The organism is Streptomyces sp. NPDC037389 (assembly GCF_040636475.1).
Lineage (GTDB): Bacteria > Actinomycetota > Actinomycetes > Streptomycetales > Streptomycetaceae > Streptomyces > Streptomyces hesseae.
The window spans coordinates 329,194-347,725 of the sequence record NZ_JBEZUS010000003.1; the positions used below are offsets into that span (position 1 = coordinate 329,194).

Here is an 18,532-nt window from a genome sequence, read left to right on the forward strand (position 1 = left end):
GGTTCAATGGGCCCGGCAGACCCCGTGAGCCCGCCGCAGGCGATCCGTGTGCTGGTCGTCGAGGACGATCCCGTCGCCGCCGACGCGCACGCGCTGTACGTGGGCCGGGTGCCGGGGTTCAAGGTCGCGGGGGTGACGCACTCGCGCGGGGACGCCTCGCAGTTCCTCAAGCGGACGCCGGTCGATCTGCTGCTGCTCGACCTCTACCTCCCCGACGGCCACGGCCTTCAGCTGCTGCGGTCGCTGCGCGCCGCCGGGCACACGGCGGACGTCATCGCGGTGACGTCCGCGCGCGACCTCGCGGTCGTCCGGGAGGGCGTCTCGCTGGGCGTCGTCCAGTACGTGCTCAAGCCCTTCACCTTCGCCACCCTCCGCGACCGCCTCACCCGGTACGCGGAGTTCCGCGCCGCCGCCGGCGAGGCGAGCGGTCAGGAGGAGGTGGACCGCGCCCTCGCCGCCCTGCGTGCCCCACAGCCCGCCGCGCTGCCGAAGGGGCTGGCCGGGGACACCCTTCAGGCGGTCATCGACAGCGTCCGGGCCGCCGGTCCCGAAGGCGTCTCCTCGGGCCAGACCGCCGACGCCGTGGGCGTCTCGCGGATCACCGCCCGGCGTTATCTGGAGCACCTCGTGGAGACCGGCCGCGCCGCCCGCGCCCCGCAGTACGGCCAGATCGGCCGGCCCGAACTGCGCTACCGCTGGCTGACGTCCACGCCGCGCTGAGGCCCTGCCCGGTCTGCCGCTGACGTCCCGTACGGGCCCGCCGTGTGCGCGTGCCGCGCGGCGGGCCGGGGAACGTACGACTCGACAGGCGCCGAAGGTGCCGGTGCCGCAGGTGCAGGAGGTCGAGCCGTGCGCCCCACCACCCCCGCCCATACCCCCGTACTCCTCGTCGCCCTCACCGCTCTCGCCGCCGCCTCCGTGGTGTCGTGCGGGAGCGGTTCCGGTGACGACGACCCGAACACGGTCAAGGTCGCCTACCAGCGCAGCACGGACAACAAGGTCCGGATCATGGACGACTACCTCGCCATGATCAAGAAGCGGTTCGAGCAGGAGAACCCCGGGAAGAAGCTGCGGCTGCTGCCCGTCCAGGCCTCCCAGGAGGACTACTTCACCAAGATCCAGCAGATGATGCGGTCCGCGAAGACCGCCCCGGACGTCGTCCGCGAGGACACCTTCCTCATCAACTCCGACATCACCAGCGGCTATCTCAGACCCCTGGACGACAAGCTGGCCGGCTGGAAGGACTGGGACCGCTTCGTGCCGTCCGCCAAGGCATCGGCGCGGGGCGCGGACGGGAAGACGTACGGGGTGCCGGACGGCACCGACACCCGCGCCCTGTGGTTCAACAAGGAGATCTTCGCCAAGGCCGGACTCCCCGCCGACTGGCGGCCCCGGACCTGGAACGACGTCCTCGACGCCGCCCGCGCCGTCAAACGCGCCGTCCCCGGGGTCATCCCCCTCAACGTCTACACCGGCAAGGGCGCTGGCGAGGCCGCGACGATGCAGGGCTTCGAGATGCTGCTGTACGGCACGGGCCCGGACCCGCTGTACGTACCGGCGAGCCGGAAATGGGTCGTGGGGAGCAAGGGCTTCCGGGATTCCCTGGACTTCGTCCGCACCGTCTACGCCGAGAAGCTCGGCCCGGATCCCTCCGACGCCCTCGACCCCAACATCTCCACCCATGTCACCACCGAGTGGCTTCCCGCCGGCAGGCTCGCCATCGACCTCGACGGCAACTGGCTCGGCAAGTACTGGATCGCCTCCGGGGCGAAGCCCTGGCCGCGCTGGACGTCGGTCATGGGGCGCGCCGCCTTCCCCACCCAGGACGGCGGCGCCCCGGGCCGGGTGAGCCTGTCCGGCGGCTGGACGTGGTCGATCAGCGCGAAGTCCACGAAAGCGGATCTCGCCTGGCGGGCGATCTCGTTCATGCAGACGCCGGAGAACGCGACGGAGTGGACCGTGCGCGACGGCGGGATCGCCGTCCGGGACGACGTGGCCGCCTCCGCGAAGTACCGGGCGTCCATGCCGGGCATCGAATTCTTCACCGACCTGGTCAAGGACACCCACTGGCGCCCCGCCCTCCCCGTCTACCCCCGGGTGTCGAACGCCGTCCAGGAGGCGATGGAGTCCGTCACGACGGGCGACGCCGACGCGGCGAAGGCGGCGCGGACCTACGACGAGCGGCTGCGGTCGATCGTGGGCGGCGGGCAGGGTGTGACAACGCGATGACCGCCTCCACGCACCGGATGCACCGCGCGGCGCGCTGGCTGCCCCTCGCCCCGGCCACTGCCCTACTGCTCCTCTTCCTGGCGGGTCCGGTCGCGTACTGCGTGTGGCTCGCCTTCACCGACACCCAGCTGACGGGTCAGGCCACCGCGTCCTTCGTGGGCCTCGCCAACTTCCGCCGGGCGTTCGGGGATCCGGACTTCCTTAACGCGGTGGTGCTGACGCTGGTCTTCACCGTGGTTTCCTCCCTTCTCGGGCAGAACTCCTTGGGATTCGCGCTGGCGGCTCTGATGCGGCATGCGTCGAAAGCCGTACGGACGGCGACGGGCACGGTCGTCGTCGCGTCCTGGGTCGTGCCGGAGATCGTCGCGGGCTTCCTGCTGTACACGTTCTTCAACCGGCGCGGCACGCTCAACGCGGTGCTGGAACTGCTCCATCTCCCGCAGCAGAACTGGCTGTTCACCCTGCCGATCCTGGCGGTGTCGTTCGCGAACGTCTGGCGCGGCACGGCGTTCTCGATGCTGGTCTACTCGGCGGCGCTGGCGGAGATCCCGCAGGACGTGACGGAGGCGGCGGAGGTCGACGGCGCGCGCGGCCTCCGCCGCTTCTGGCACATCACCCTGCCGCTGCTGCGACGCTCGATCGGCACGAACCTCATGCTCAACACCTTGCAGACGCTGTCGGTCTTCGGGCTGATCTGGGCGATGACGCGCGGCGGCCCGGGGAACCGCAGCCAGACACTGCCGGTGTTCATGTACGACCAGGCGTTCCTGAAGTCGCTGATCGGCTATGGCACGGCGGTGGCGCTGTTGCTGCTGGTGGTGGGGGCGCTGTTCGCGACGGTGTACGTACGGCTGCTGAGGGAGGAGGTGTAAGGCCCCCCGGAGACGTACGGGGCGCGGCCTCTAGCCCGCCACCTGGACCGGCGGGTTGGGCTTGATGACGGCGTAGGGCGCCCCGAAGGGGTCCGCGAGCCAGGCCATGCGGCCGACGTCGGGGACGTCGGAGGCGGGCATCAGCACCGTGCCGCCGGCGCCCTGGGTGTTGGTGACGACCTCGTCGACGTCGGTGACCGCGAAGTACGGGATCCAGCGCGGGACTTCCGACTCGTCCCGCAGGGGGACGACGCCGCCGAAGGAGGCGTCCTGGAGCTCGCCCTCCGCCGTGGACAGGACCGTGTACGTCATGCCGGGGACCTTCATGTCCTCGGAACGCCAGCCGAAGAGGCCCCGGTAGAAGGCCTTGGCGGCGGTGGGGTCGCCGGTGTGGAGCTCGGCCCAGCACAGGGCGCCCTCGTCGGAGGCCGCCTCCAGGCCGGCGACGGCCGCGGGCTGCCAGACGGCGAACTCCGCGCCGCCCGGGTCCGTGAAACAGCCCATCCGCCCGGCCTCCATCACGTCGAACGGCGCCACGCGGACCGTGCCGCCGCCCTTCTCGACGGCCTGGGCCGTGGCATCGGCGTCGGGCGTCAGGAAGTAGACCGTCCAGGCGGAGCTCGCGGCCTCGTCGGTGAGGGGGCCGAGGGCGGCGACGGTCCTGCCGCCGAGCTTGAAGAAGCCGTATCCCCCGGAATCGGGGCCGGCCGATTCGAAGGCCCAGTCGAAGACACGGCCGTAGTAGGCGGCGGCCGCATCCGTGTCGGGGCTGCCGAGGTCCAGCCAGTTGGGGGCGCCGGTGACAAAGTTCGTGGTGAGCATGGTGGCGTGCTCCTTCGGGACTCCGCGAGACCTCCGCCGGGTTTCCCCGGCCGGATCCCAGTCTCGCACCGGCCGCTGACACTCGCCCGGGGAGCGGCGGCAGGTCCGGGCGTCACCCGAACGGAGCAGCCCTCCGATCGCCGGGCGGCGCGGGGAGGGAGACGATGGAGGTGCCGGGCACACCGGCCGGTCGTGCCCATCGTGCCCGGAGCGACGAAGAGCGACGAAGGGAGTCCGACCATGGCCCGTACCGCCGGCGAACGACCGCTCAAGTGCCGCGACATCATGCACGAGGGTGTCCGGTGCGTCGGGGCGCACGAGTCCCTCTTCACGGCCGCGAAGCTGATGCGCGAGCTGGGTGTCGGTTCGCTGCCCGTCTGCGGCGACGACAACCGACTGAAGGGCCTGGTCACCGACCGTGACATCGTCGTGGAGTGCGTGGCCACGGGCCGCGACCCGGCGTCCGTCGAGGCCGGGGCCCTGGGCGGCGCGCTGCACTGGATCGACGCGGACGCGAACGCCGCCGAGGCACTGGAGTCCATGGAGATCCACCGGATCAAGCGACTGCCGGTGATCGACGTGGCGGACGGCCACCGTCTGATCGGCATGATCAGCGAGTCGGAGCTCGCCAAGAACCTCACGGACGAGCAGATCGCGGAGTTCGCGGGCCGGGTCTACGCGGCCCCCTGACCGGGCCCGCGCAAGCACAGGGAAGTCGATGGAGGCGGGTCAGCATGACCAGAGCCAAGGACATCATGCACGAGGGTGCCCAGTGGATCACGCGTGACGAGACGCTGTCCCGGGCCGCCCAGGTGATGCAGATGCTCGACGTGGGCGCCCTGCCCGTCAGCGACGACAACGGGCGGCTGTGCGGCATCATCACCGACCGCGACATCGTGGTGAAGTGCCTCGCCCGGGGAAAGGACCCGGCCAAGGCCACGGCGGGCGACCTCTGCGAGGGGACGCCGCGCTGGATCGACGCCGGAGCCGATGTCGAGGACGTCCTCCACGAGATGGAGAGCCACAAGATCCGCCGACTGCCGGTGATCGAGAACAAGCGGCTGGTGGGCATGATCAGCGAGGCGGACGTGGCCCGGCACCTGCCGGACAACCAGGTCGCCGAGTTCGCGGGGATGATCTACTCGACGGCCAAGTGAGGCTCCGCTCCTTTACGTTCCCCTACGTTCCCCGCGTATCTGGGCAGCGGTGACGGCACGTTCTAGCCTTGGCCCATGAGACGCGAACCGGCCCTGGAAGGGCAACGGCGGCGCCTCCGGCTGGGCCGGATATCCGCGTTGTCCGGGGCGGTCGTCTCCTGCGGCGCGCTCGCGGTGGGCGCGTGGGCGGACCCGGACGCCTCTCCGGGAGCTCCCGCGTGGGTGGCGGGGATGGCGGTGGGAGCGGGGACGGTGGCTTTGCTGCTGGAGCGCGCCTTACCCGGGCCGGCCCGGCCGGCCATGACGCGTGCGGCACCCGCGGCGCCCGCACCGCCCCCACAGCCCCCACAGCCCCCTGGGCCGTACGGGCCGGCACCGGCACCCCAGCCGGGGCCACCGCCCCGCTCGCGTGCGATGCCGCTGACAGCGGTCATGCTGGCGGGGACGCTGCTGATCGCCGCCGTCTGGGTGGCCTTGGTCAATCCCCGCAACACGAGCCCCGGGAAAGGGGCTCCCATACCCCCGGCGACGGGCGCCCCGGTAACGGAGACGCCCCCTGCGGACCGCACCGGTCCGCCCCTCACGAAAGCGCCCCAGCCGGGCGCCACGCCGCCGGACGCGACTGGCGCCTCTTCTCCCGGCCTCGCCCCCACCCCCGTCACCGTCCCCTCGCCGATCGTGCCCGTACAGCCCGTCCCGCCGGTCGCCGCCACGGCTCCCACCTCCAAGGACGACGGCGCGGACTCGGCAGCGTTGATCACTGCCATGGGCGGTCTTCTGACAGCGGTCAGCGGCTGTGTCACGGCGGCCGCCGCGTTGATGCAGGCCCGCGCGGCGGCGCGGCAGGCGACACCGGGAACGCCCCCGGAACCGCCGTCCCCGTAGTCCAAGCTCCCGGTACGCCCTCTGCTGTCCGGCCCCTCCGCGCGCTACGCTCCGAGCGGCTGACCGCGCACGTCGCGCACGGAGGTGCCATGCGCCCGTCCCCTGCCTTCGTCTTCCCCCGCCGGCTCCGCCGGCGGCTGGCCGCCGACGCCGCGCTGCTCGTGCTGCTGGCCGCCTTCGCCGCCCCGCTCGTCTGGCTGCTGCTGGCGTCCGTCGACGCCGAGGCCGGGCTGCGGGTGCGGACGCCCACCGGGCCGACTGCGGAGAACTTCTCCGCCGTCCTCACCGACGAGATCACGTTCACGCCCATGCTCAACAGCCTGCTGCTGTGCGGCGGGGCGACCCTGCTGACGATCGCGTGCGCCGCACTCGCCGCGTATCCGCTCTCGCGTCACCGCTCGCGCTTCACCAGGCCCTATCTGCTCGGCGTGCTCTTCGCGACGTGCCTGCCGATCACGGCGGTCATGGTGCCGGTGTACGGGCTGTTCGTACGCATCGACCTGATCGACACCATCCAGGGCACCGCGCTCTTCCTCGCCACCGCGCAACTCCCCTTCGCCATCTGGCTGATGAAGAACTTCATGGACGGTGTGCCGGTCGTCCTCGAAGAAGCGGCGTGGACCGACGGCGCGGGCCGGCTCCAGACGCTCGTACGCGTCATCCTGCCGCTGATGGGGCCGGGGCTCGCGGTCGTCACCATCTATTGCTTCATCATGATGTGGGGCAACTTCTTCGTCCCCTTCATGCTGCTGCTCACCCCGGACCGGCTGCCCGCGTCCGTCAGCATCTTCACGTTCTTCGGGAACTACGGGCAGGTGGCCTACGGCCAGCTGGCGGCCTTCTCGATCCTCTACTCGACGCCCGTCGTCCTCCTCTACGCCCTCATCGCCCGCCGCCTGGGCGGCGGCTTCGCGCTGGGCGGGGCGGTGAAGGGGTAGGCCGGGGCCGAGTTGCTTCGGCCGCACCCGTGTCAAGGGTGATCACGCGGCACCTCCCCGGCCCTCCTCGGCATTGCGGGCGCTCCGGGCCTTCTCGGCGGCGATTCTGTAAATGTTGCCGAGGATGTCGGGTGCCTTGTCGAACTCCTCGTCGCTGATGTCGATGCCGATGAGCTTGCGTGCGTGTTCCCGGTCGGCGGCGAGCTGCTCGGCACGCTGCGCGGCGGTCGGCTGCACGGCGGCCAGGGTCTCGACCAGTCGGCCGATGCTCACACCACGTTCCTTGGCGAGCTCGGCAAGGTGATCACGGGTCTTGCGAGGGACCCGAATCGTCGTGGTCTCCGTCATGGCGACACCGTAGACCGCCCGCGGCCCTCGACACGCCCCGCTTCGCCCCCGGGGAGGACACCTGCATCCCCGGGATGACGCCGTCCGTCTGAAGTACTACGCGCCCGTGCCGTCACGGGACCCGAGACCGACCCCGTATTCCGGTCGTTCGGCTGACGTTTCGCGGGTGGGTCGCGGCAAGGATTGGAATCGCTGATTCCCCCCTTTCCCCACCCCTCCGGAGGAGACCCGTGTCCTACACGGCCGCTTACGCCGTCCCCCGCTCGCCCGCCGGCGCCGTCGCCGCCCGTGCCACCGGGCTGAGCAAGGTCTACGGGCAGGGCGAGACCCGGGTGGCCGCCCTGGACTCGGTCTCCGTGGAGTTCCGGCGTGCCGAGTTCACCGCGATCATGGGGCCGTCCGGTTCCGGCAAGTCGACGCTGATGCACTGCATGGCGGGCCTGGACTCCATCTCCTCGGGCTCCGCCCGGATCGGGGACGTCGAGCTCGGCACGCTGGGCGACCGGCAGCTGACCCGGCTGCGCCGGGACCGGGTGGGCTTCGTCTTCCAGGCGTTCAATCTGCTGCCGACGCTCTCCGCGCTGGAGAACATCACGCTGCCGCTGGACATCGCCGGCCGCAAGGCCGACCCCGAGTGGCTGGAGCGGATCGTCGCGACGCTGGGTCTGTCCGGGCGGCTCGCGCACCGGCCGAGCCAGCTGTCCGGCGGGCAGCAGCAGCGCGTGGCCGTGGCCCGGGCGCTGACCGCCAAGCCCGAGATCGTCTTCGCCGACGAGCCGACCGGCAATCTCGACTCCCGCTCCGGCGCCGAGCTGCTGGGCTTCCTGCGCGAGTCCGTCCAGGCGCTCGGGCAGACGATCGTCATGGTCACCCATGACCCGGTCGCCGCCTCCTACGCGGACCGCGTGATCTTCCTGGCCGACGGACGGATCGTCGACGAGCTGCACCGGCCCGGCGCCGATGCCGTGCTCGACCGGATGAAGGCCTTCGACGCCAAGGGCCGTACGAGCTGATCCCCGCTGATCCCCGCCGGATTCGATCTTCAGGACTAGACCACCCCATGTTCCGTACCGCCCTGCGCAATCTCCTCGCGCACAAGACCCGGCTGATGATGACCGCCCTCGCGGTCCTCCTCGGCACCGCCTTCGTCTCCGGCACCCTCGTCTTCAGCGACACCGTCGGCGGCGCCTACCGCGACCGGCTCTCCAAGAGCCTCGACGACGTCGCCGTCTCCGTGACGGCGGGCGGCCCCAGCACCGACGCCAAGGAGCGGAGCGCCCTCGACACCGGGATGGCGCGGCGGATCGCCGCCATCCCCGGCGTCGCCTCCGTACGGCCCTCCGTCAGCGGCCTCCCGATGATCGCGGACCGCCACGGCGACCCCGTCGGCGGCGAATGGGGCAGCGACGGCGCCAACTACGTCCCCGGCAAGGACGGCAAGGACAGCCGCTACCCGCTCGTCAAGGGCCGCGGCCCCACCGCCGAGGGCGAGACAGCCCTGGACGCGAAGACCGCCGACAAGGTCGGCGCCACGCTCGGCGGCACCGTCCGCATGGCCGTCGACGGCCCCGTCGTCACCAAGAAGCTCGTCGGTATCGTCAAGACCGACAACCCCCGGGTGAGCGCGGGCGCCGGCATGGCGCTCTTCGACACCGCGACCGCGCAGAAGCTCTTCGGCAAGCCCGGCGAGTACAGCGAGCTCGTCGTCTCCGCGACCCGCGGCACCGACCAGACCGCGCTCACCGCGAAGGTCCGCGCGACGCTGCCGAAGGGCTTCGAGGCCACGAGCGGCCGGCAGCTCGCGAACAGCCAGTCGAAGATGGTCGACGAGCAGACGAGCTCGATCCGCAAGACCCTGCTGATCTTCGCGGGCATCTCCCTCTTCGTCGGCGTCTTCATCATCGCCAACACCTTCACCATGCTGATCGCCCAGCGCACCCGTGAGATCGCGCTGCTGCGCGCCGTGGGAGCCACCCGTCGTCAGGTCGTGCGCTCGGTGCTGATCGAGGCCGGGCTGCTGGGCCTGGTCGCCTCCGCCCTGGGCTTCGTCCTCGGCCTCGGTGTCGCCAAGGGGCTCCACCCGGTGCTCAACCTGACCGGCGGCAGCCTGCCCGACGGCCCGCTGGTGATCGAGCCGTCGGCCGTGCTGTCCGCCCTCGCGGTGGGCGTCGTGGTGACCGTCCTCGCCGCGTGGCTGCCGTCCCGCAAGGCCGCGCGGATCGCTCCGGTCGAGGCGCTGGCCTCCGTCGACCAGGCCCCGGCCGCCCGTGGCCTCGTGGTGCGCAACTCCATCGGCGCCGCGCTCACCGCCCTGGGCGTGGGCCTGATGTTGTACGTCACGAAGTTCAAGGACAGCGGCGGCATCGACTACGCGATGGCGGGCTCGGCGCTCACCCTCGCCGGCCTGATCGTCCTGGCCCCGCTGCTCTCCCGCCCGGTGGTGCGGCTCTTCGGCCGGCTCGCGGTCCGCGTCGCCGGTATCAGCGGCAAGCTCGCCCGGGAGAACGCCCTGCGCAACCCGCGCCGCACCGCCGCCACCGCCTCCGCGCTGATGATCGGCCTCACTCTGATCACCGGCCTGACCGTGGGCGCCGTCTCGGCGGACCGGGGCATGTCCACGATGGGCGAGCCGGACATGACGGCCGACTACAAGGTCAGCTCCAACAGCTATCTGGGCCTCTCCCCCGAGATCGCCCGGACGCTCGCCGGGCAGCCCGGCGTCGCGACGGCCGTGCCGCTGCGGACGGCCGGCTTCCAGTCGGAGCAGCGCCCGGGGCTGGCCACGGCGACGGACGTCCGGGAGCTCGGCAAGGTGCTCGACGTGACCGTCGTCAGCGGCTCGCTCGCCGACGTCCGCGGCACGGCTGCCGTCGCAGTCTCGGACAAGTTCGCGGCCGAGGGACGTCTGACGGTGGGATCCACGCTGCCGATGGCGTTCTACGACGGCAAGAAGGCCACCCCGCGCGTCGTCGCCGTCTACAAGGACAGCGACATCCTCTCCTCGGTCCTCTCCGCCCCCGCCCTCGTCGACCCCCACCAGGACAAGGCGCGCGACGACCAGGTGCTGGTGAAGGCCGCGCCGGGCAAGGCGAAGGACCTCGCCGGGAAGATCAAGGAGACGCTCGGCAACAACCCGATCATCAAGGTCCAGAGCCAGGACGACCTGCGCCGCGCCGGCGCCGGGAACATCGACGACATCCTCTACCTGATGTACGGGCTGCTGGGCATGGCCGTGGTCATCGCCGTCATCGGCGTCGTCAACACCCTCGCCATGTCGGTCTTCGAGCGGACCCGGGAGATCGGGATGCTGCGCGCGATCGGCCTGGACCGGCGCGAGGTCAAGCGGATGGTCCGGGTGGAGTCCGTGATGATCGCGATGTTCGGCGCGGTGCTGGGCGTCGGTGCCGGTGTCTTCCTCGCCTGGTCGGGCGGCCACCTGCTGCGCTCGTCCTTCCCGCAGTACGAGATGGTCGTGCCGTGGGGCCGGATCGCGGTGTTCCTGCTGCTGGCCCTCGCGGTCGGCGTGCTGGCCGCGGTGTGGCCGGCCCGCCGGGCGGCGAAGCTCGACACGCTGGAGGCCATCGGGGCGCAGTGAGCCCCCGGGACCCGTCCATGAACGAGGGCCCCCGTCCGACTCGGTCGGACGGGGGCCCTCATGCGTATAAGGGGTGACTAGAAGACGGACTCCGCCTCGTCCATCCGGTTCTCCGGAACGCGCTTGAGCTCGGTGACGGCCTCGGCCAGCGGCACCATCTGGATGTCGGTGCCCTTGAGCGCCGTCATCTTGCCGAAGTCGCCCCGGTGGGCGGCCTCGACCGCGTGCCAGCCGAAGCGGGTGGCGAGGACGCGGTCGTACGCGGTGGGCGTGCCGCCGCGCTGGACGTGGCCCAGGATGACCGGGCGGGCCTCCTTGCCCAGGCGGCGCTCCAGCTCGGTGGCGAGCTTGGTGCCGATACCGGCGAAGCGCTCGTGGCCGAACTGGTCTATGGCGCCCTTGGCGTAGTCCATGGACCCCTCGGCCGGGTGGGCGCCCTCGGCGACACAGATGACGGCGAACTTCTTGCCCCGGGCGAAGCGCTCCTCGACCATCTTGACGAGGTCGGCCGGGTCGAAGGGACGCTCGGGCAGGCAGATGCCGTGGGCGCCGCCGGCCATGCCGGACTCCAGGGCGATCCACCCGGCGTGGCGACCCATGACCTCGACGACCATCACCCGCTGGTGGGACTCGGCGGTGGTCTTGAGGCGGTCGATGGCCTCCGTCGCGACGCCGACGGCGGTGTCGAAACCGAAGGTGCGGTCCGTGGAGGAGATGTCGTTGTCGATGGTCTTCGGGACGCCGACGACGGGCAGGCCCGCGTCGGAGAGCATCTTGGACGCGGTGAGCGTGCCCTCGCCGCCGATCGGGATCAGCACGTCGATGCCGAGGTCGCGGGCGAGCTCCTTGGAGCTCTCGCAGGCCTCGCGCAGCCGGGCGCGCTCCAGACGGGAGGAGCCGAGAATGGTGCCGCCGCGGGCCAGGATGCCGCTGACGGCGTCCAGGTCGAGCTTGCGGTGGCGGCCGTCCAGCAGGCCCTTGAAGCCGTCCTCGAAGCCGATGACCTCATCGCCGTGGCCGACGAGCGCCCGGTGCACCACCGAACGGATGACAGCGTTCAGGCCGGGGCAGTCGCCGCCCGCCGTGAGGACTCCGATGCGCATCGTGCTGTTTCTCCTGCTCGCTACTGGTACCTGTGAGCCAGGCCGATTGTTTCATGGGCCGACGGCCCACGTCGCATTCCACCATCACCCTCCTGACGGGCGCTTTATCCACGAGCGCAGGTATTGTCAAGAGGTCAAGCCCACCCTAACGGGTTTATTTTCAGTCGAGAACTAGCCGAGTAGGAGAGCACGCGTGACGCGCAGCGTGTACGTGACCGGGACCGACCGGGGCGACGGGCGCCAGGTCATCGAGCTGGGAGTCATGGAGCTCCTCACCCGCCATGTCGAGAAGGTGGGTGTCTTCCGCCCGCTCTTCCACGGCGACGGCCCCGACCGCCTCGTCGACCTGCTGCGGTCGCGCTACCGGATGGCGCAGTCCCCCGAGAGCGTGGTCGGCATGACCTACAACGAGGCGGCCGCCCTCCAGGCCGAGCGGGGCACGGACGAGCTGGTCTCCCAGCTCGTCGAGCGCTTCCACGCCGTCGCCCGCGACCACGAGTACGTGCTCGTCCTCGGCACCGACTTCGTGGGCACCACCCTCCCCGACGAGCTGGCCCTCAACGCCCGGCTGGCCAACGAGTTCGCCGCGTCCGTGCTCACGGTCGTCGGCGGCCAGGAGCAGTCGGCCGAGTCGGTGCGGGCCGAGGCCCGCAACGCCTTCCGCGCCTACCAGTCGCTGGGCTGCGACGTCGTCGCCCTGGTCGTCAACCGGGTGGCCCCGGCCGACCGCGAGGCCGTCGCCGAGCGACTGTCCGCGAGCCTGCCCGTGCCCTGCTACGCCCTGCCCGAGGACAGCGCGCTGTCCGCGCCGACCGTGCGCCAGATCGTCCAGCAGCTGGACGCCGAGGTGCTGCTCGGCGACGACTCCGGGCTCGCCCGCGACGCCAAGGACTTCGTCTTCGGCGGCGCCATGCTGCCCGTCTTCCTGCCCGCTCTGACCGAGGGCTGCCTGGTGGTCACCCCCGGCGACCGCGTGGACCTGATCGTCGGCGCGCTGGCCGCGCACAGCGCGGGCGCCCCGGCCATCGCCGGTGTGCTGCTGACCCTGGACGAGCGCCCGGGCCCGGACATCCTGGCGCTGGCCGGCCGGCTGGCCCCCGGCACGCCGGTGGTCTCCGTGCCCGGCGGCTCCTTCCCCACCGCCGCCGAGCTCTTCGCCGTCGAGGGCAAGCTGGAGGCGTCCTCGCCGCGCAAGGCGGAGACCGCCCTGGGCCTCTTCGAGCGCCACGTGGACACCGCCGAGCTGACGAACCGCATCTCCGTGGCCCGCTCCGAGCGCGTCACGCCGATGATGTTCGAGCACGAGCTGATCCAGCGCTCCCGCTCCGCCCGCCGCCGGGTCGTCCTCCCCGAGGGCACCGAGGAGCGCGTGCTGCGCGCCGCCGACGTGCTGCTGCGCCGGGACGTCTGCGACATCATCCTGCTGGGCGAGGAGGACGCGATCCGCAAGCGCGCCGGCGAGCTGAGCATCGACCTGGCCGACGCCCAGCTGATCGACCCGGCGACCTCTCCGCTGCGCGAGCGCTTCGCCGAGATCTACGCCAAGGCCCGCGCCCACAAGGGCATGACGGTCGAGCTGGCCCACGACGTCGTCGCCGACGTCTCCTACTTCGGCACCCTGATGGTCCAGGAGGGCCTGGCCGACGGCATGGTCTCCGGCGCGGTGCACTCCACCGCCGCCACCATCCGCCCCGCCTTCGAGATCATCAAGACGGCGCCGGGCGCCCAGATCGTCTCCTCGGTCTTCTTCATGTGCCTGGCCGACCGGGTCCTGGTCTACGGCGACTGCGCGGTCAACCCCGACCCGAACGCCGAGCAGCTCGCGGACATCGCCATCCAGTCCGCCGAGACCGCCGAGCAGTTCGGCGTCGAGCCGCGCGTGGCGATGCTGTCGTACTCCACCGGCACCTCCGGCTCCGGCGCGGACGTCGACAAGGTCCGCAAGGCCACCGAGCTGGTCCGGGAGCGCCGCCCCGACCTCATGGTCGAGGGCCCGATCCAGTACGACGCCGCCGTCGACGCCCGCGTCGCCGCGACCAAGCTGCCCGGCTCCGAGGTCGCCGGCAAGGCCACGGTGCTGGTCTTCCCCGACCTGAACACCGGCAACAACACCTACAAGGCCGTCCAGCGCTCGGCGGGCGCGGTCGCGGTGGGCCCGGTCCTCCAGGGCCTGCGCAAGCCCGTCAACGACCTGTCGCGCGGCGCGCTGGTCCAGGACATCGTGAACACCGTGGCGATCACCGCCATCCAGGCCCAGGGCGAGCAGCGCGGCGAGCGCGTCGAGCCCTGATCCGCCCCGCGGGGCCGGGGCACCACGCCCCGGCCCCGCGCTCGTAAGACCTCCGCCGACATCCCACACGGAAAGCCCAGATGACTTCCAACGCCACCCGAGTCCTCGTCCTCAACTCCGGTTCGTCCTCGCTCAAGTACCAGCTGCTCGACATGGCCGACGGCGCCCGGCTGGCCGCCGGTCTGGTCGAGCGCATCGGCGAGGAGACCTCGCGGCTGGCGCACACCCCGCTGGCCTCCGGTGGCGCCAAGCGCGAGCACACCGGCCCGATCGCCGACCACGACGCCGCCCTCCAGGCCGTCGCGGCGGAGCTCGCCGCCGACGGGCTGGGCCTGGACTCCCCGGAGCTGGCCGCGATCGGTCACCGCGTCGTGCACGGCGGCAGCGAGTTCACCGAGCCGACGCTGATCACCGACGAGGTCGTCGCGGAGATCGAGCGCCTGATCCCGGTGGCGCCGCTGCACAACCCGGCCAACATCACCGGCATCCGCACGGCCCGGGCGCTGCGCCCGGACCTGCCGCAGGTCGCGGTGTTCGACACCGCCTTCCACACCACGATGCCGGAGTCGGCCGCGCGCTACGCGATCGACACCGAGACCGCCGACGCGCACATGATCCGCCGCTACGGCTTCCACGGCACCTCGCACGCCTACGTCTCCCGCGAGACCGCCAAGCTGCTGGGCAAGGCCCCCGAAGAGGTCAACGTCATCGTCCTCCACCTGGGCAACGGCGCCTCGGCCTCCGCGGTGCAGGGCGGCCGCTGCGTCGACACCTCCATGGGCCTCACCCCGCTGGAGGGCCTGGTCATGGGCACCCGCTCCGGCGACCTGGACCCGGCGGTGCTGCTGCACCTGTCCCGCAACGCGGGGATGTCCGTCGACGAGATCGACTCGCTCCTCAACAAGAAGAGCGGTCTGATCGGACTGTGCGGCGACAACGACATGCGCGAGATCCGCCGGCGCATCGACGAGGGCGACGAGCGGGCGGCGCTCGCCTTCGACATCTACGTGCACCGGCTGAAGAAGTACATCGGCGCCTACTACGCGGTCCTGGGCAAGGTCGACGCCGTGGCCTTCACCGCGGGCGTGGGCGAGAACGCGGCCCCGGTCCGCGAGGCCGCCGTGGCGGGCCTTGAGGAGCTGGGCCTGGTCGTGGACGCCGGGCTCAACGAGATCCGTTCGGGCGAGCCGCGACTGATCTCCCCCGAGTACGCGCGGGTCGCGGTCGCCGTGGTCCCGACGGACGAGGAGCTGGAGATCGCCACCCAGGCGTATGCGCTGGTCAGCTCTTGATCGGCTGATCTTCACGATCCGTTCCTTGGTCTTTCCCACAGCTCGAATATTCCGCTCCGAAACAAACCGATAGGATCTGCCCCATGCGCCGTTCCAAAATCGTCTGCACCCTGGGCCCTGCCGTCGACTCCTTCGACCAGCTGAAGTCGCTGATCGAGGCCGGTATGAACGTGGCCCGTTTCAACATGAGCCACGGGTCCCACTCGGAGCACGAGGAGCGGTACAACCGCCTCCGCAAGGCCTCGGAGGAGACCGGCCGCGCGGTGGGCGTGCTGGCCGACCTCCAGGGCCCGAAGATCCGCCTGGAGACCTTCGCGGACGGCCCCGTGGAGCTGGTGCGCGGTGACGAGTTCGTCATCACCACCGAGGACGTCCCGGGCGACCGGACGATCTGCGGCACGACCTACAAGGGCCTGCCCGGCGACGTCGTCAAGGGCGACCAGGTCCTGATCAACGACGGCAACGTCGAGCTGCGGGTCACCGAGGTCGACGGCCCGCGCGTGAGGACGATCGTCATCGAGGGCGGTGTCATCTCCGACCACAAGGGCATCAACCTGCCCGGCGCGGCGGTGAACGTCCCGGCGCTGTCCGAGAAGGACATCGAGGACCTGAAGTTCGCCCTCGCCATGGGCTGCGACATGGTGGCGCTGTCCTTCGTCCGCGACGCCAAGGACGTCCAGGACGTCCACCGCGTCATGGACCAGGTCGGCCGCCGCGTCCCGGTCATCGCCAAGGTCGAGAAGCCGCAGGCCGTCGAGAACATGGCGGAGGTCGTCATGGCCTTCGACGGTGTGATGGTGGCCCGTGGCGACCTGGCGGTGGAGTACCCGCTGGAGCGCGTCCCGATGGTGCAGAAGCGCCTGATCGAGATGTGCCGCCGCAACGCCAAGCCGGTGATCGTCGCGACCCAGATGATGGAGTCGATGATCACCAACTCCCGTCCCACGCGTGCCGAGGCGTCCGACGTCGCCAACGCCATCCTGGACGGCGCGGACGCGGTCATGCTCTCCGCCGAGTCCTCGGTCGGCGCCTACCCGATCGAGACCGTCAAGACGATGTCCCGCATCGTCGAGGCGGCCGAGCAGGAGCTGCTCTCCAAGGGCCTCCAGCCGCTCGTCCCGGGCAAGAAGCCGCGTACGCAGGGCGGTTCCGTCGCCCGCGCCGCGTGCGAGATCGCGGACTTCCTGGGCGGCAAGGCGCTGGTCGCCTTCACCAAGTCCGGTGACACCGCCCGCCGCCTCTCCCGCTACCGCACGGCGCAGCCGATCCTGGCCTTCACCACGGACGCCGCGACCCGCAACCAGCTCACGCTGAGCTGGGGCGTCGAGACCTACGTGGTCCCGCACGTGGACAACACCGACGCGATGGTCGACCTGGTCGACGCCGAGCTGCTCAAGCTCAAGCGCTACACCGAGGGCGACATCATGATCATCACGGCCGGCTCCCCGCCCGGCATCCCCGGCACCACCAACATGGTGCGGGTGCACCACCTCGGCGGCGAGAACCGCTAGGTTCCGGCGCGCCGGTAGGCGTACGACGGCTGTGGCCGCCATCCCCCGCGAGGGGGCGGCGGCCACAGCCGTTTCGCATGCTTCCGCGTCTGCGCGGCGTCAGGGATCAGGGGCCGTTGACGCCCTCGGTCGAGTACTGGTGCAGCGTGGGGACGCGCAGGGTGCCGCCGAACTGGCCCGCCTGCCGGATCTTCACATCCGTGAAGACCAGCAGCGGCAGGGTCAGCGGGGGCGGCAGGGACGGGGTGAACGTCACCGGGAGGACGCCGAAGAGCTTGCCCTTCAGCTCCTCCGTATACATGGTGACCTTGCCGCCCGTGATGGTCGGGACGTCCTTCTCCGCGTGGCCGTAACCCGTGACGTGGTACTGCCGGGGATTCCGGCCGTCCTCGTCCACGCTGTTGACGATCTGGTGGAGGTCGCGGATCCGCACGGCGTCCGCGGTGAACTTCAGGACGGCCTTCTCCTGCTTGTTCGCCATCGTGACCCGCTTGATCCCCTCGTACTTCAGCCCCTCCAGGGTGAGCACGCTGCTCTCCAGGTACCAGGGCTGATTGGGGAGGACGGGGCCGACTTCCGGTTCCGCGGCGGCGAGCGCCTTCGGGTCGGGGGTCGCGCACGGGTAGGGCCGCTTCTCGCCGTCGGCGGAGGGCGTCGGGGTGGTGGCGGGGGTGGAGGACGCACCCGGGCTCGGCTTCGCGCTCGCGCCGGGGCTCGTTCCGGGGCTCGGGCTCGTGCTGGGGCCGGGCGCCGGGGTTCCGGCCCGCTCCGGCGCGGACGCACCGGGTCCGGCTGTACGAGCCGTGCTCCCCGGACCGCCGTCGGCCCCACGCCCGGCGGGCGTGGCCGACCGCCCGGCGGAGGGGGTGGCCGTCGGTGCGGGCGAGGAGCCCCGCGCGGGGGGCGGCGCGTCATGCCGGCCGCCGCCCAGCAGACCACCGAGCAGACCCCCGAGACCGAGGGGGTCCAGCGGCCGCGTCGCCGGGGAGGCCGACGAGGACGGCGAGGCGGTGGGTGAGGGCGTCGCGGAAGACGAAGGCGTCGTGGCGGGCGAGGGCTTCGCGGACGGGGAAGCCGGCGGTGAAGCGGACCGCCGCGCGGCCTCCGCGGGTGACCCGGGCAGCGCGGACGCGCGGTCACGCGCCCCGGCCCGCTCCCCGTCCCCGGTGGCGGGGGCGGCGGACGCCTTCGCGTCCTTCCCCTCGTCCGCCGCTCCCGGGCTCGCGGTGGGGCCCGGCTCGTCGGGCGTCCGGTCGGGGACGGTGGCGCAGGGCCCGTCGCCGAAAGGGTTCGGCGGCATCGGCTTGGCCTGCGCCAGCGTGGGGGTGAACCCCATGCCCATCAGTACGGCGGTCGGCATCGCCGCGAGGGCGACCGCCTTGCCGGCCGGCATGTTCAGCCGGGCCAGCAGCGGCTTTCTCGGCGCGGCGTGGCGCGGGCCGCTCCCGCCGCCGTGTGCGTGGTCAGTCGGCACGGCGCCTCCCCGCGGG

The 18,532-nt window shown here is 71.7% G+C and carries 16 protein-coding genes; 12 read left to right on the plus strand and 4 right to left on the minus strand.

From position 1 onward, the window contains the following. Nucleotides 1–6 precede the first annotated feature (6 nt). The 3 genes from AB0E98_RS08230 (at nt 7) to AB0E98_RS08240 (ending at nt 3,101) form a co-directional block, all read left to right on the plus strand. Nucleotides 7–720, plus strand: a complete 714-nt coding sequence (locus AB0E98_RS08230; RefSeq protein WP_361700527.1) for a response regulator — start codon at nt 7–9, stop codon at nt 718–720. A gap of 129 nt (nt 721–849) precedes the next feature. After that, nucleotides 850–2,229 (plus strand): extracellular solute-binding protein, encoded by a 1,380-nt coding sequence (locus tag AB0E98_RS08235; protein ID WP_361699869.1) that lies wholly within the window; start codon nt 850–852, stop codon nt 2,227–2,229. Continuing rightward, nucleotides 2,226–3,101: a sugar ABC transporter permease gene (locus AB0E98_RS08240; RefSeq protein WP_361699872.1), complete on the plus strand. Its 876-nt coding sequence runs from the start codon at nt 2,226–2,228 to the stop codon at nt 3,099–3,101. The genes AB0E98_RS08235 and AB0E98_RS08240 overlap by 4 nt, the downstream gene beginning before the upstream one ends. Before the next feature lie 30 nt (nt 3,102–3,131). Here the strand turns inward: AB0E98_RS08240 and AB0E98_RS08245 are convergent, their stop codons facing one another. After that, nucleotides 3,132–3,923, minus strand: coding sequence for a VOC family protein (locus AB0E98_RS08245; RefSeq protein ID WP_361699875.1), 792 nt, complete (start codon nt 3,921–3,923; stop codon nt 3,132–3,134). Between the two features lie 240 nt (nt 3,924–4,163). Here AB0E98_RS08245 and AB0E98_RS08250 point away from each other — a divergent pair, with 240 nt between their 5' ends. From AB0E98_RS08250 to AB0E98_RS08265, 4 genes are all read left to right on the plus strand, one after another. Then, the gene (locus AB0E98_RS08250) at nt 4,164–4,613 is read left to right on the plus strand and encodes a CBS domain-containing protein (RefSeq protein ID WP_361699877.1); all 450 of its coding nucleotides are present in this window, start codon (nt 4,164–4,166) and stop codon (nt 4,611–4,613) included. Nucleotides 4,614–4,657: 44 nt separating this feature from the next. After that, nucleotides 4,658–5,080 (plus strand): CBS domain-containing protein, encoded by a 423-nt coding sequence (locus tag AB0E98_RS08255; protein WP_361699880.1) that lies wholly within the window; start codon nt 4,658–4,660, stop codon nt 5,078–5,080. A gap of 75 nt (nt 5,081–5,155) precedes the next feature. After that, nucleotides 5,156–5,965, plus strand: a complete 810-nt coding sequence (locus AB0E98_RS08260) for a hypothetical protein (RefSeq protein WP_361699883.1) — start codon at nt 5,156–5,158, stop codon at nt 5,963–5,965. A gap of 89 nt (nt 5,966–6,054) precedes the next feature. Further along, nucleotides 6,055–6,903, plus strand: coding sequence for a carbohydrate ABC transporter permease (locus AB0E98_RS08265; protein ID WP_361699885.1), 849 nt, complete (start codon nt 6,055–6,057; stop codon nt 6,901–6,903). A gap of 42 nt (nt 6,904–6,945) precedes the next feature. Here the strand turns inward: AB0E98_RS08265 and AB0E98_RS08270 are convergent, their stop codons facing one another. Continuing rightward, nucleotides 6,946–7,251, minus strand: coding sequence for a hypothetical protein (locus AB0E98_RS08270; RefSeq protein ID WP_361699888.1), 306 nt, complete (start codon nt 7,249–7,251; stop codon nt 6,946–6,948). Between the two features lie 230 nt (nt 7,252–7,481). On the opposite strand from AB0E98_RS08270, the gene AB0E98_RS08275 reads away from it, so the two are divergent. Next, entirely contained in the window at nt 7,482–8,264 is a 783-nt protein-coding gene (locus AB0E98_RS08275; protein ID WP_361699891.1) for an ABC transporter ATP-binding protein, read from the plus strand. 47 nt (nt 8,265–8,311) lie between these two features. Continuing rightward, the gene (locus AB0E98_RS08280) at nt 8,312–10,846 is read left to right on the plus strand and encodes an FtsX-like permease family protein (RefSeq protein WP_361699893.1); all 2,535 of its coding nucleotides are present in this window, start codon (nt 8,312–8,314) and stop codon (nt 10,844–10,846) included. A gap of 77 nt (nt 10,847–10,923) precedes the next feature. Here the strand turns inward: AB0E98_RS08280 and AB0E98_RS08285 are convergent, their stop codons facing one another. Then, nucleotides 10,924–11,949, minus strand: coding sequence for an ATP-dependent 6-phosphofructokinase (locus AB0E98_RS08285; RefSeq protein WP_361699897.1), 1,026 nt, complete (start codon nt 11,947–11,949; stop codon nt 10,924–10,926). A gap of 193 nt (nt 11,950–12,142) precedes the next feature. Here AB0E98_RS08285 and pta point away from each other — a divergent pair, with 193 nt between their 5' ends. The 3 genes from pta to pyk all read left to right on the plus strand — a co-directional run bounded on the left by pta (nt 12,143) and on the right by pyk (nt 17,042). After that, entirely contained in the window at nt 12,143–14,239 is a 2,097-nt protein-coding gene (gene pta, locus AB0E98_RS08290) for a phosphate acetyltransferase (protein WP_361699900.1), read from the plus strand. Nucleotides 14,240–14,319: 80 nt separating this feature from the next. Then, nucleotides 14,320–15,531, plus strand: coding sequence for an acetate kinase (locus AB0E98_RS08295; protein WP_361699902.1), 1,212 nt, complete (start codon nt 14,320–14,322; stop codon nt 15,529–15,531). A gap of 83 nt (nt 15,532–15,614) precedes the next feature. Further along, the gene (pyk, locus tag AB0E98_RS08300) at nt 15,615–17,042 is read left to right on the plus strand and encodes a pyruvate kinase (protein ID WP_361699905.1); all 1,428 of its coding nucleotides are present in this window, start codon (nt 15,615–15,617) and stop codon (nt 17,040–17,042) included. A gap of 106 nt (nt 17,043–17,148) precedes the next feature. On the opposite strand, the gene AB0E98_RS08305 is transcribed toward pyk, so the two are convergent. Further along, nucleotides 17,149–18,516 carry a hypothetical protein gene (locus tag AB0E98_RS08305; RefSeq protein WP_361699908.1) on the minus strand — a complete coding sequence of 456 codons (1,368 nt, stop codon included), beginning with the start codon at nt 18,514–18,516 and terminating at the stop codon, nt 17,149–17,151. Between the last annotated feature and the right edge of the window lie 16 nt (nt 18,517–18,532).